Source organism: uncultured Campylobacter sp., from assembly GCF_905371695.1.
Classification (GTDB): domain Bacteria; phylum Campylobacterota; class Campylobacteria; order Campylobacterales; family Campylobacteraceae; genus Campylobacter_A.
This window is the reverse complement of sequence record NZ_CAJPMA010000045.1, coordinates 1-13,123: the sequence shown is the minus strand read 5'-3', so window position 1 is coordinate 13,123 and position 13,123 is coordinate 1. Positions and strand designations below refer to the sequence as shown.

The following is a 13,123-nucleotide window of genomic DNA, read 5'->3' as shown; positions in this document are numbered from 1 at the left end:
TCGTTCCAAGCGGTATCTTGCTAACGGAAGGTTGCCGCGGCGACGGCGGAATTTTACGCGACGTGGACGGATATCGCTTTATGCCGGACTACGAGCCTGAGAAAAAAGAACTAGCTAGCCGCGACGTCGTAAGTCGTCGTATCATGGAGCATATCCGCGCTGGTAAAGGCGTACCTAGCCCATACGGATATCATGTTTGGCTTGATATTTCAATCCTAGGACGCGAGCATATCGAGAAAAACTTACGCGATGTTCAAGAAATTTGCGAAATCTTTAACGGCATCGATCCTGCCGACACCGAAGTATACACCGACGAGAACGGACGACAGCGCGGTAAAGGCTGGGCGCCGATCCTGCCTATGCAGCACTACTCTATGGGCGGCATCAAGACTAAGCCAACTGGCGAGAGCCCGACGCTAGCGGGTCTATTTAGCGCCGGCGAGGCTGCGTGCTGGGATATGCACGGATTTAACCGTCTGGGCGGTAACTCCGTGTCAGAAACGGTCGTAGCGGGCATGATCGTGGGTGATTATTTTGCCGACTACTGTGGTAAACACGAGATCGAGATAAACACTAACGACATCGAAAAATTCGTTAAAAAAGAGGAAGACTATCTAAAAAGCCTTGTTGAAAAAGAGGGCAAATTTAACGTATTTGAGATCAAAAACAAGATGAAAGACATCATGTGGGAACACGTGGCGATCTTTAGAACCGGCGAAGGTCTAGCCGTAGCGGTAAAAGAGCTAGAAGAGCTTTATAAACAATCTTTAGACGTCAAAGTCACAAACAAGGCGCTATTTGGCAACCCTGAGCTTGAGGAAGCCTACCGCGTACCAAAGATGCTAAAACTAGCCCTTTGTATCGCAAAAGGCGCGCTTGATCGCACCGAGAGCCGCGGAGCGCACTGCCGCGAAGACTATCCGAAACGCGACGACCTAAACTGGCTAAACAGAACTCTAACTAGCTGGAAAGAGGGCGATACGCTACCGACTATCGTATATGAGCCACTTGATATTATGAAAATGGAAATGCCACCAGCATTTAGAGGCTATGGTGCGAAAGGTAATATTATTGAGCATCCAGATAGTGCCATCCGCCAAAAAGAGGTTGATGAAATTCGTGAGAAAATGCAAGCTGAAGGTAAGAGCAGACAAGAAATTCAAGAGGCTTTAATGCACTATGATCTTCAACCAAAATATAAAGCACCAAACGAAAGAGCAGGAATAGGATATGAGTAGAAAAATAACCATAAAAGCATTTAAATATAATCCGTTAAGCAAAATTTCAAAGCCGCATTTCGCGACCTACGAGCTAGAAGAAACCGACGGCATGACGCTTTTTATAGCGTTAAATCAAATTCGCGAGAAATTTGACCCGGATCTTAGCTTTGACTTCGTTTGCCGCGCCGGTATATGCGGTAGCTGCGGTATGCTAGTTAACGGTACGCCAAAGCTTGCTTGCCGTACGCTAACCAAAGACTATCCAAACGGCGTGATCGAGCTTATGCCTCTGCCGGTATTTAAGCTACTAAAAGACCTAAGCGTAGACACGGGTAACTGGATGAACGCAATGAGTAAGCGCGTGGAGAGCTGGATACACACCGACCACGAGACCGATATCTCTAAGCTTGAGGAAAAGGTTGAGCCTGAAGTAGCGCAGGAAGTATTTGAGCTTGACCGCTGCATCGAGTGCGGTATCTGCGTGGCTGCATGCGGTACGGCTATCATGAGGCCTGATTTCATCGGTGCGGTCGGACTTAACCGCGTAGCTAGATTTAAAATCGACGCGCTTGATAAACGAACCGACGAGGACTTTTACGAACTTATCGGCGACGATGACGGCGTGTTTGGCTGTATGACTTTGCTAGGTTGCGAGGATAACTGCCCTAAACACCTCCCGCTTCAAAGCCGCATAGCTTATATGCGCCGCAAAATGGTCGCATTAAAATAATCGCGCCGTTTAAGATCCGCGGGTTTTTGCGGCTCGCGGGTTTTTTAAAAATTCTCGCAAATTTTAACTCTTACCGCTCTTAAATATATTCCGCTACGTCGCCTACTAAAATTTCTAGCGCGATAAAGCTTGCGAATTTCGTCTCGTCATTTAAATATGCGCGTACGCATCTATAAAATTTCGCACCTATAAGACCGATGAGACCGAGCGCGCAAAACGCAGGATAAAAAGCAGGTAAAATTATAAATTATAAAGAAACGACAGAGAGAAGGTGGGGGATTTCTCCCCCGAAGTTTATTTCTTCTCGGCAGTGCCTAGAAGGTCGAATTTATAAGATGCTTGTAGCCAAAGCTCTCTTTCGTTTTGATCGCTGGTTCGAGTACCGGCGGCATTATATTTTAATCTTTCAAGATCCGTATAAGTAGCGCTTACGCTTAGACCCTTAACAGCCTCTACGTCATAACTTAAAACGCCCGCATATCCTCTCACGTCCATATGCGTATTAGCTCTCGTAGCGCCTGCGGTTCTTGACGGAGTACTTTGATTTCCTCTTACGTACTGAGCGGAAGCTTTAAGCCCTTTTACGCCGATCGCGGAGAAGTTGTAATCAAGCGTAAATTTGTGAGTATCCATACCCGCGTATGCCGTATATACGAAAGGTCCGCGAATAGGTAGCGCGGTGTATGAGCCGGGACCGTTGCCTACGCCTAGAATTACCGCGTCGTCGTCGCTAACTCTGGTAAACGCATAGCTTAGCCCGGCGCCGTAAAAGTCGTAAACGCCCGCTCTAAATCCGAACATATCGCCGTCGTAGTTAGCTTTATCTAGCTCGTTATTTACGCGGCTGCCTTTCCACATCGCATCGACGCCTACTTTTAAAAGATCCGCTACCGGCAATTTATAATTAGCTTCTAACAAATATAAATTTACGTCGTTCTCTTTTTTGCTATTTCTAGGATATACCACGTCCGAAACGCGAGCGAACGCGCCGGTTAATTTTAAGCCGGGAACGGATTTGTTTTCTATGTAAAGGGTATAGATATCGTCGAATTCCATAGTTACGGGACCGGTTAATCCGCCCATAATTACTCTATCTTTAAACGTCGGAGCGCGACCCGTTTTACCCGCGGTTCCGCCGCCCATAGCCACTTTGCTTCTGCCTTGGAATTTATAATACCATCCGGCGCCTAGCGTAGTGCCCGGGATATCTTTATTTACGATGCTTACGCCTTCAAAAGCCTCTTTAAATCCGCGAGTGTAGTTGCCCGCTACCAACGGAGTAACGACGTATTGGCGACCTACTTTGATATCGGTTTTACCGATGCCGTAGCCTAGGTATAGCTCGGACATTACAAAGCCGTTTGCGTAAAATTCTTTATCGTAGTAGCTTTTTGCGCCGCGGCTAGGGCTATACGGAGAGGTCCAACCTTGGCCGGTAACGCCGATTCTAAATCCGTAAAGAGGATCGGTTACGTAGCCTACTTCTACGCCCATGCCGAAAATATGCTCGTTTTGGTAAGCGTTTTCTTGGTTCGTTTTATCGGCGTAAACCGCTCTTAACGTAGTAGAAAGCTTGCCGTTAGTTAGCGCTTCGGTTAGCGTATCCGCAGCGTTTGCGCCCGCTACACAGCCTAATGCTACCGCGGCGATCAAACTAAGTTTGCCTAATTTCATAAGAACTCCTTCGTAAAATTTAAAAATTCCTTATGTTTTTATTTTAATTAAGGAATTTCCATACGGCGATTATAACACATAAAATTTATTTTTACGCCGAAATTTCGGAATTTAGTAAAGAAACGGTAAACGAAATAAGAAATTTTGAAACAAATCGACGATTTAAGCTAAAAGATATTAGAATTTTTACCGAAAATATTAAAATTTAAAGAGCAAAGATGGACGAAATTTTAGATGAAATCTGGGGTTCGCAAAAGCTATGCCTAGACCCTAATTTCAAGCTCACGGCAGACGAAAACGAACTAGCGGTCATGCTAGCGGTAGATCCTAAAAACTACGATAATTTTATGGCGCTAGACGCATTTAGGCGAATTTTACGCGCAAACGGCTTGCGAGCAGACCTTTTTAGCGTCCAAAGCGCGCAAGCGGGTATTTTAAACGCGCTAAAAGGCGCTAAAATTTCAAAGGATAAGCTAACGGACGCGCTTGCGATTTTAAGAGACGAAAAGATAATAACGCGGGAAAATTTTGAAATTTTAAGCGATTTTTTGGCGCGAATATCGGCCGATCAAAGCGTGGAGCAAAATCCTAAAACTACGGGATTTTTACGCGAAAAAAGAGGCGAGCTAAACGAAATAGCTGATAAAATTTTAGCCCTCGGGGACGATGGAAATTTAGCCGCAGCCGTAAAATCGGCGAGAGAGAAATTTAACGAGCTAAATTTTAACGTAGCGGTCGCGGGCGTCGTAAACGCAGGCAAATCCACGCTTTTAAACGCGCTTTTAGATAAGCGCGTTTTAGGCGCTTCAAACGTACCCGAAACAGCAAATTTAACATTCTTAAAATTCGCCGAGCGCCCGAGCGCGAAGATAAATTTTTACGACGAAAACGAACTAAGAGAACTCGGCGTAAAAATACCCGAAAATTTTAAAAATTTAACCCAAATTAGCGTAAAAGCGGACGAAATCAAGAACTACACGTCCGCCGCGAGCGAGCTCTCGCCCGCCGTAAAAAGCGTCGAGCTTTACGAAAATTTAAACCTTTTAAAAGAGGGAATTTGTATCGCCGATACGCCGGGTATCGACGACGCGGTGTTTTTACGCGAAAAAATTTCGCTTGATTACATCGCAAAGTGCGATCTAGTCGTGTATTTGATGAATGCCGCCCAAAGCGCGTCACAAAAGGATTTAGACTTCCTAGAAGGCTGCTTTAAGCGCGCGGGCGTAGCAAAGCTCGCGGTCTTGCTAACGCACGCCGATATGCTGAGCGCGGGCGAGCTAAACGAAGCGACGAATTACGTAAAAAAGGCGGTCTCGGCGCGGCTGGCGGATTTAACCGGCGGCGAGCGAACGGAGTTCTTCGCCGTTAGCGCGAAAAAATACCTTGACGGCAAGGGCGGCGGCGTGGAGGAATTTAGAAATTTCCTTTACGAAACGCTTCTCGGAGAAAATAACGTAAAGGTAAAACTTAGCATAAAAGCTTACGAAAACGCGCTTTTAAACGCGGCGAGCAAACTGCTGGCAAGCGCGGACGAGAGCCTACTCGTCTTAGGCGGCTCAAACTCGGACGCGCTGCAAAATTTAGCCGAGCTAAACGCGCAAAAAGAAAAACTGCAAAACCTGCAAAACGAGATAAAAGCTCTCGCCTCCGAGGAGTTGGCAAAAATTAGCGAAGTAGGCTTTGATAGCGCGTTTGCGGCGAGCCTAAAAGCCCTTAGCGCAAAGATAAAAGATAGAATTTTAAACGAAGCGGCCTATCAAAAAAAGCAAAAAATAAAGCGACCCGCACGCGTAGAATATATCCTAAAAAGCGGACTAAACGATGAGATAACAAACCTCGCCCGAACGCGCAGACAGCAGATCGTAGAGGCGCTAAAATCCTGCGCGAACGCGATAGAGCTAAAATTTAGCGGATTTAACGCGGGCTACGAGCCGCAAATTTTTAACGTAGGCGAATATATGAGCAAAGCGGGCGTAAATCTAGACCTTGACGGCGCGTGGCGAAGCATCGCGGGCTACTTGGAAAGCGACGCGCTATCAAGCGCGGTAGATAAGGCGCTGGACGAGTTTTTAGAGGATGAAAATATTAAAAATTTTATCGCCGCGCTAGCAAGATTAGAAAAGCAAAATTTCGAAAATTTATTATCCCGCGCGCTAGGGGCTAAAATTTTGGAGCTTAAATCGCGCGAAGAGAGGCTACAAAACGAAGCTAAATTTTTAAGCGATAAAAACGCGAACGTCGCAAGCCGAATAGAAAAGCTCGCAAAGCAAAAAAGCGAGCTAATAAGCCTAATCTCGGAGCTAAAAAATGTTTAAAGAATTTATAAAGGCCTACAAAGAAGCCTATTTTAAGGAATTTTCAAGCGATTTTTACGGGCGATTTAAACGCTTTGCCTACGAGATTACGGCGCCTTGTTTTCACCCTTCGCGGCAGCTTGAAAAAGAGCTTCAAAAGCTTGATTTATTTATCGACGAACCCGTGCAAATCGCGATCGTCGGGCAGTTTTCAAGCGGGAAATCGACCTTTTTAAACGCACTTTTGGGACGCGAAATTTTACCCTCGGGCGTCACTCCCGTAACTGCGCGGCTAACGCACGTAAAATACGGGCAAAGCTACGCGCTAAGGGTTGATTATAAAAACGGCAAAGAGCTAAATTTATGCGTGGAGCGCATCGCCGATTTCGTCGATCAGCGCGTATTTACGGACGACGTAGAGCGGCTTTGCATCTACGCGCCCTCGCCTATTTTAAAGCGCGTAAATTTCATCGATACGCCGGGGCTTAACTCGCTTTCAAGCTCCGATACGAAAACCACCGAAGACGCGCTAGAAAACGTAGGCGCCGTTATTTGGCTAAGCCTAGCGCAAAACGCGGCGCGCGCCAGCGAGCTAAAAGATCTTGCGAAATTTCTACGCGCGGGCGATAAAATCGCGATCTGCGCGCTAAACCAAAAGGATAAATTAAGCGCGGACGAACTAGAACGCGTACTAGACCATACGCGAAAAACGCTAGGCGAAAATTTTAAGCGCATAGTCGCGATCTCCGCCAAACAAGCGTGCGAAGCGGCGAGAGACGGCGACGAAAAGCTTATGGCGCAAAGCGGATTTAGCGAAATTTTAAGCGCCGTAGAGAGCGAATTTACGGGCGAAGACTTAAAGCGAAATTTCGTACGCAAAAGGTGCAAAAAGCTGGTCTCTACGCTAGCAGCGCAATACGATTTTTTCGCGGACGCTTACGGGACGGCAGCTAAAATTTTAACGAATTTCGACGAAAATTTAACGGGCGAATTCGAGCTTTTAAGGGCAAAATTTAACCCCAAAATCGAAGTCGCGTTTAACGAAATAAAACAGATCGCGCAAACGATCGCGGACGAGATCATAGCCTCGCTAAGGCCCAAATCCGCAAGCCGCTTTGAAAGCAAAAGCGCGCTTTTAGGAGGGGAAAAAATTAAGCGCGTCCGATACGAAGTAATGCGCCTAGACGCAGACGAGGTCTTTACGAAGCTAATCTACAACGACGTAAAGCTGGCGAAATTTTTTAGGATTTACAGGCGAAATTTAACCGCGCTGCAAGATGAAATTTGCGGCGCGATAAATGAAATTTATAAGGGCTTGGAGCGCGAAATTTTAATTTTTAAGGCGCGCTTTGAAAACGTTCAAAAAGAGGCACCCGTTCATTCAGACGCCGAATTCTCCGCATTTTGTGCGCAAGTCGGGAGCGCTTACGAAACGTTTTTAAGAGATTACGAGCAAGCGAAATTTTTAGCCGCGCAAAAGACGGCGCTATTTTTCGATCGGCTAAATTTAAAAGTCGCCGCAAACTACGAAAACGCGATTAAAATTTCTGTACATTTTATCAAGGATAAGATCGACGCTAGCGTACTTTCATACGAAAAAGACCCGCTAAATTTCGCCCTTTTTATCCCGAGTGCCAAGGAGGCTTTCGAGCGAGTTTTGACCTCGCTGAATTTATACGAATTCGAGAACGAGATGCTGGGATCAACCTCGTTTTTAAACAAAATTTTATCCGTTTTAGGGGCGGATTTTAGACGGATAAAAGATGAGAAAATATCCAAAATACGCCGACTTTCGCAAAGATGCGAGGAACTAAAATCGCAAATTTTGGTTTTGCAAATTCCATAAGCGATTTTAATTAAATTCTGCGAGCGGTTCAAACGCTAAATTTGCCGCTCGAATTTAAACCGAAAAACGGAATCTAAAAGCCTAAGCCTCTATCGTCGCAGGCCTATCAAACGCCGTTACGCTCGGCAGTTCGCCTTTAAATTTCTCGATCTGCACCATACTCGTGTGCGCGGTGTTGCTTTGCGATAGCTGCGAGCTCGGTACGTCCTTGGTTAGCACGTTTATGTTGCCGTGCTTGCATAGGCTGCGCTCGCCCCAGACGGCCGGATCGTACCACGCGCCTTCGCTCACGATCACGACGTTATCTTGCGCAGTATCGCTTACCAGTGCGCCGCAGAGTATCTCGCCTCGGTCGTTGTATATCCTCACCACGTCGCCCGTTTTTATGCCGCGCGCCTTTGCCGTGGCGGGGCTGATGAGCGCGGGTTCGCGGTTAGCGATCTCGGCGTAGTTGCGGATGAGCGAGCTGTTTAGCTGCGAGTGGAGCCTAAATTTAGAGTGCGCGCCGCTGATGGCGATAGGATACTTGCTCACGTCGCCGCCCAGCCACTCAAACGGCTCCATCCACGTCGCGTGCGGCGGGCAGTCGGAATAACCTAGCTTTTCGACCGCTTCGGAGTAGAGCTCGATCTTGCCCGACGGCGTTTTTAGCGCGTTTTTCTCGGGATCGGCGCGGAAGTCCGCGTAGTTTGTAAAGTAGCGCTTTTTCTCGTCGATTTTATCAAATTTGACGTAGCCTTTTTGCCAAAATTCCTCAAATTTAGGCATCGCCACTCCCATGCCCTCGGCTTGCTTTGCGGCATTTTCGTAGATTTCCTTCACCCACTCAAGCTCCGTTTTACCCTCGCTAAAGGCCTGCTCGTACTCCTCGCCCCACTGCGCGCAGATGAGCCGCGCGATCTCAAAGTCGCTCTTGCTCTCGCCCGCAGGCTTTACTAGCGGTTTAATGGCAAAAAGGTATTCGCTAGTGGAGTTTGCAAACTCGATATCCGTACGCTCGCACTCAAGCGCTGCCGGCAGTACGATGTCGCTAAGCCTCGCCGTACTCGTCCAAAAGGGCTCCGTGGTGATGATCGCTTCGATCTTGCGCATCGCTTCGACCGCGCGGTTGGTGTCGGGGTGGCGAGTGAAGGTCGAGCCGTTGGCGTTAAACATCACGCGGATGTGCGGCATGACGTACTTTTTGCCGTTGCGCTCGATTTCTTTGCCCGGCTCCATGATCGCGTCTATGAGCCTGCTGTTTGGTATCTCGTGGTATTTGGCTTTGGCTAGCTTGCCTTGCGGGGCGATGTATTTTTCGTTTACCGCCGGGTTAAAAGCCTGAAGCTTTGGCGCGATGAAGCTGATATCTGCGTTTTTATGCATCTGATCGTTCATCACGTAGCCGCGCCCCGTCTTGCCGATGTCGCCTAGCATCACAGCTAGCGTGATCAGCGCCCAGTACGCCATCTCGCCGTGGTGCTGGCGCTGGATAGAGTAGCCCGTGACGATGAGCGTGTCTTTTTTGGCCAGCGTACCCACTAGGTTTTTTAGCTCCTTTTCGCTCACGCCGCAAATTTTACTCGCCCATTTTAGATCCTTTTTCACGCCGTCTTTCGCACCGGTGAAATAATCCTTAAATTTATCGAACCCGACCGTGTAGCGCTCTATAAATTTCTTGTCGTAAAGCCCGTTTTCGTAAAGATAATCGCAAAGCCCGATCAGCATCGCCGTATCGGTGCAAGGGCGCACGGCAAGATAATCCGCGCCGAAATACTCCGCCGTTTCGTTGCGGTAAACGTCCACGCTGTAAATTTTCATCTCGCCTTTTTTAAATTTATCCTTCATAATCTCGTAGTAGGCGTAGGAGTTGTGTATCGGAACGCCGATAGCGATCTTGTTTGAGACGACGGGATTCGTGCCCCAAAACACGATCGTTTTGGCCTCCTTTACCACGCCCTCCCAGCGCGTCGGAGCGTGAATCGGATCGATCGAGCCCGTCACGTGAGGCAAAAACGCCGTAGCCGCGCCGTAAGAGTAGCCGCCAAGCTCGCTCACGTAGCCTCCTAGCGCGTTTAGCATGCGTTTTGCGGTGCGCTGCGAGTGACCGACTTTGCCGAGGCTGCCCCACTGATAAAGCTGCCCGTAAATGGCCTCTGAGCCGTATTTATCGAAGTTTTCTTTTAAAATTTTAGCGCTTAGCTTGATCGCCTCGTCCCAGCTAACGCGCACGAAGGGCTCTTTGCCGCGAAGCTGCGGTTTTGGATCTGCTGGATTTTCGAGGAAGCTTTTGCGCACGTAGGGGTATTTCACGCGCGTTTCGTTTTGGATGTGATCGCTTAGGGCGTTGTTTAGCACCGTTGGCATAGCATCTCCCTCAAATGGCTCTGTGCCCACGACTCTGCCACCGATGGTTTTTACGTAAAACGCGCCGAATTTATTCGCGCAAAGCCCCATCTGCTCGTCAAATATCGCCTGCGCTGCTGCGCCTAATTGTTTTGCTTGTGCCGATGCTGCCGCGAGCGCGCCTAGTTTTAGAAAGTCTCGTCTTTTCATGGTTTTCTCCGTTAAATTTAAATTGATTGGTTGACTCGGTTTAAATTTAGCGGAATTTACGCGGTTGAGTTTGCATAGTTTGCCTTTTAACGTATTACGCGACCTCGCGTCTTGGCGGCGATTTTACTAAATTTGGGCTTAATTATCGTTTTAGCGGCGATTTTAAAAATAGCGTAAATTTAGGCCAAATTTGATAATATCTCATCAAAATTTAAAGGAAGCAAATGTCAAATTTAAAAGCCGAATTTGAGATAAAGCCTAGCGCCGAGTATAAAGCGATGACGCGCGAGGTGGGCAAGATTGTTTATAAGGGCGATAAATTTATGCGAAACATACGTATATGCGACTTTACGGCGTCGGCTCTTGGCATGTTTTTTATCACGCTTTTGTGCGTCAAATTTTACTTCAGGGAGCTTAGCGACTTGCTTAGGGATTACGGTTTTAGCGGCGTGGAAAATCTAGCCTACCTATCGTGGATGGCCGCGTTTTTTACTCTGCTTTACGCTACTGGGCTGCGGCCTTGGCTGCTTACTCGCGCGCTGATAAATAAAGCAAACTACGGCGAATTCGGACCAAAAAGCGTGATCTTAGAGGATGGGTTTTTCGTGCAAAAAAGCAAATTCGGCGAGGGCAGATATTTTTATAACGTCATCAGCGACGCCCGCTATGTCGGTAGTTTCGTCGTCGTTATCATAGCAAACTCCATGTTTTACGCCGTGCCGCGCGAGGCCTTCGCAGACGGCGGGGAGGAGTTTTTAAGCGAGATAAAAAAACGCGCGCAGCTCGACTAATCGGTAAAGACGCAAAAACATATATTTTAACGCCGATCGCGCACGACTACAAAAAATACGCCAAAAGCCGTCTTTTACGCGGATTTTGCGCGAAATTTACTCGCATAGCCGCTTTTTGCGCTGCAAAAGATACGGGAATTAGCTACGCCGTGTTGAACTTCTACATAATAGGCAAGTCCTTTTGGAGTGTCCGACGTTGCGCGTTTAGAGCAAGGTCAGATAAAAACGCCGCTACCTATGGTGAATTTCGAAATTTGCTTTATTTTTGAGCCTTTTTGGCTTAAAATCGCCGATTTTACTAAATTTTAAAAAATTTTAGGCTAAATTTTTAGAGATTTTAAGGACGGCCATGAAAATTTTAAGGATAGATCACTTCGTGTTAACGGTAGCAAACATAGAAGCATCGATGAAATTTTACGTCGAAATTTTAGGGATGACGCCGATTCTTTTCGGCAAAGGGCGCAAGGCGGTAAAATTCGGCAAAGCAAAGATAAATTTTCATGAAGCCGGCGGTGAGATCAAGCCGCATGCCGCGCATGCGACCGTCGGCTGTGCGGATATATGCTTGATTTCAGATACTCCCGTTAGCGGCGTCATAGAGGAGCTAACCCGAAAAGGACTTGCTTTTATAAACGAGCTATCGGGCGAGATTTTAAACCCGCAAGAGGCTAAAATTTTACCGCGAAGAATAAGCGGCGCAGTGTCCCGCACGGGCGCGTTGGGAGCGATTAGCTCGGTTTATTTAAGAGATCCGGACGGAAATTTAATAGAGATTAGCAATTATGAATGAGTTAAACGGCCGCGACAAGGCAATACTCGATATGGCGAACAAGACGCTGGATAGGATTTTTATCTGCATGATGCGCGGTAAAACCACGCGTGAACAGAGTCGATCGGATATGGAATTTTTAGCAAATTTGAGAGAAAATTTATATCAAAGGCAAGTAAAAAGACTAGACTATGCCGAGATCAGCAAGCAAATAACCGCGATATTTTTAAAATACGCTAGCTAGCTCGGCGAATCGCCCTCCCCGTATCTCCCCCACACATCTGTATTAAGGCGTGCGGCATAGTCCCCATACCCTTGCCTCCCCACCACGCGCCCTGAGCGTCGGTACTTACCCTTTCGCAGCCCGCTACGTAGGTAGCGTATCCGTCGCCTATTTGCGTAGCTATATCGTCTTGACGGTCGGCCATGCTAAATACTATTTTGCCTTTTGCGGCGTCTAGCGCGCGCTTAACGCTAGTGGCTACGCAGCTTCTGCGCGTTAGCGTAGCGTCTATAATATTTTCTAAAAAACCGAAATTTTCGTATTTTCCGCTAATTTTTAGCGCGGGCTCGTTAGCGTTTATAATATCGCCGTCGTTTAAAGCGTAAATTTCTAAGTCGCGCGGCTCTCTCGCAAAGGTATGAACTAGCGCTACGGCTTCGTCTATCCCGCATAGCGTTATATTATCGCTTCTTTGAAAAAACTGCATCGTTACGCGCTGATTAGGGATGTTTTGCGAGACGATGCGGTTAATTTTTAGAAAGTATCTAGCCGTAAAAAAGCCCTCGGCGATTCTAGGATCGAATTTAAACGTTTTATTGGTTAATCTTTTTATTAGGCCTTGTTTTTTTAACCCCGCCTCTACTACGCCTTTTTCTTGCATATTTATCATTGCTCCCGCCTTGCCCTATCCTATCGCTAGCTTATTTGCTTTTACCGTCTTTACCCGCATGCTAAACGCGCAAACTAATTTTTACGTACGGTATTCCTCGCGCGGCCCTTTATATTAAAAAGCGCCCCGCTCTTAACTACATCTGCGCCTCATCTTCTTTTTTATCTTTCTTTCCGGCTTTTGTTTTCTTATCTTTTACTTTCTTATCTTTGCCGTTTTTTTGATCGTCTGCTTGATTAGGGTTTACGTCTTTATTTTGCATATGCTCATGGGTTTGAGAACCTGCGTCTTTTATGCCTTTGCCTTTTTTAACGCTCTTATCGTCTTTGGCGGCTTTTTTGTTTTTAGCGCTTTTTAAATTAGTAAGGTCG

The 13,123-nt window shown here is 47.0% G+C and carries 11 protein-coding genes; 7 read left to right on the top strand and 4 right to left on the bottom strand.

Annotated features, from left to right (window positions below; all coding sequences use genetic code 11):
* On the top strand, positions 1–1,238 hold a 1,238-nt coding region (locus tag QZ147_RS05355), incomplete at its 5' end, for an FAD-binding protein (RefSeq protein ID WP_295147873.1).
* Positions 1,231–1,950, top strand: a complete 720-nt coding sequence (locus tag QZ147_RS05350; RefSeq protein WP_295147870.1) for a fumarate reductase iron-sulfur subunit — start codon at positions 1,231–1,233, stop codon at positions 1,948–1,950. The genes QZ147_RS05355 and QZ147_RS05350, both read left to right, overlap by 8 nt.
* A gap of 294 nt (positions 1,951–2,244) precedes the next feature.
* On the opposite strand, the gene QZ147_RS05345 is transcribed toward QZ147_RS05350, so the two are convergent.
* Entirely contained in the window at positions 2,245–3,624 is a 1,380-nt protein-coding gene (locus tag QZ147_RS05345) for an OprD family outer membrane porin (protein ID WP_295147867.1), read from the bottom strand.
* 218 nt (positions 3,625–3,842) lie between these two features.
* Between QZ147_RS05345 and QZ147_RS05340 the strand changes: the two genes are divergently transcribed.
* Together QZ147_RS05340 and QZ147_RS05335 are read left to right on the top strand one after the other, a co-directional pair.
* The gene (locus QZ147_RS05340; protein WP_295147864.1) at positions 3,843–5,939 is read left to right on the top strand and encodes a dynamin family protein; all 2,097 of its coding nucleotides are present in this window, start codon (positions 3,843–3,845) and stop codon (positions 5,937–5,939) included.
* Positions 5,932–7,764 carry a dynamin family protein gene (locus tag QZ147_RS05335; RefSeq protein WP_295147861.1) on the top strand — a complete coding sequence of 611 codons (1,833 nt, stop codon included), beginning with the start codon at positions 5,932–5,934 and terminating at the stop codon, positions 7,762–7,764. The genes QZ147_RS05340 and QZ147_RS05335 overlap by 8 nt, the downstream gene beginning before the upstream one ends.
* Before the next feature lie 81 nt (positions 7,765–7,845).
* Here the strand turns inward: QZ147_RS05335 and QZ147_RS05330 are convergent, their stop codons facing one another.
* Complete coding sequence (locus QZ147_RS05330; RefSeq protein ID WP_295147858.1) at positions 7,846–10,299, bottom strand: molybdopterin-dependent oxidoreductase; 2,454 nt, start codon at positions 10,297–10,299, stop codon at positions 7,846–7,848.
* Positions 10,300–10,523: 224 nt separating this feature from the next.
* Here QZ147_RS05330 and QZ147_RS05325 point away from each other — a divergent pair, with 224 nt between their 5' ends.
* From QZ147_RS05325 to QZ147_RS05315, 3 genes are all read left to right on the top strand, one after another.
* A complete protein-coding gene (locus QZ147_RS05325) occupies positions 10,524–11,090 on the top strand; it encodes a YcxB family protein (RefSeq protein WP_295147855.1) in 567 nt (188 codons plus the stop codon).
* Positions 11,091–11,439: 349 nt separating this feature from the next.
* Entirely contained in the window at positions 11,440–11,880 is a 441-nt protein-coding gene (locus tag QZ147_RS05320) for a VOC family protein (protein WP_295147850.1), read from the top strand.
* Positions 11,873–12,103, top strand: coding sequence for a hypothetical protein (locus QZ147_RS05315; protein ID WP_295147847.1), 231 nt, complete (start codon positions 11,873–11,875; stop codon positions 12,101–12,103). Before QZ147_RS05320 ends, QZ147_RS05315 begins: the two co-directional genes overlap by 8 nt.
* Here the strand turns inward: QZ147_RS05315 and QZ147_RS05310 are convergent.
* Positions 12,096–12,752, bottom strand: a complete 657-nt coding sequence (locus QZ147_RS05310) for a hypothetical protein (protein WP_295147844.1) — start codon at positions 12,750–12,752, stop codon at positions 12,096–12,098. The genes QZ147_RS05315 and QZ147_RS05310 overlap by 8 nt on opposite strands.
* 136 nt (positions 12,753–12,888) lie before the next feature.
* Positions 12,889–13,123: hypothetical protein (locus QZ147_RS05305; RefSeq protein WP_295147841.1), on the bottom strand; the 235-nt coding region annotated here is incomplete at its 5' end.

Coding starts and splice junctions, on each gene's coding strand:
- QZ147_RS05350 (WP_295147870.1), top strand. CDS start 1,231: ATGAGTAGAAAAATAACCATAAAAGCATTTAAATATAATCCGTTAAGC.
- QZ147_RS05340 (WP_295147864.1), top strand. CDS start 3,843: ATGGACGAAATTTTAGATGAAATCTGGGGTTCGCAAAAGCTATGCCTA.
- QZ147_RS05335 (WP_295147861.1), top strand. CDS start 5,932: ATGTTTAAAGAATTTATAAAGGCCTACAAAGAAGCCTATTTTAAGGAA.
- QZ147_RS05320 (WP_295147850.1), top strand. CDS start 11,440: ATGAAAATTTTAAGGATAGATCACTTCGTGTTAACGGTAGCAAACATA.
- QZ147_RS05310 (WP_295147844.1), bottom strand. CDS start 12,752: ATGATAAATATGCAAGAAAAAGGCGTAGTAGAGGCGGGGTTAAAAAAA.
- QZ147_RS05325 (WP_295147855.1), top strand. CDS start 10,524: ATGTCAAATTTAAAAGCCGAATTTGAGATAAAGCCTAGCGCCGAGTAT.
- QZ147_RS05345 (WP_295147867.1), bottom strand. CDS start 3,624: ATGAAATTAGGCAAACTTAGTTTGATCGCCGCGGTAGCATTAGGCTGT.
- QZ147_RS05330 (WP_295147858.1), bottom strand. CDS start 10,299: ATGAAAAGACGAGACTTTCTAAAACTAGGCGCGCTCGCGGCAGCATCG.
- QZ147_RS05315 (WP_295147847.1), top strand. CDS start 11,873: ATGAATGAGTTAAACGGCCGCGACAAGGCAATACTCGATATGGCGAAC.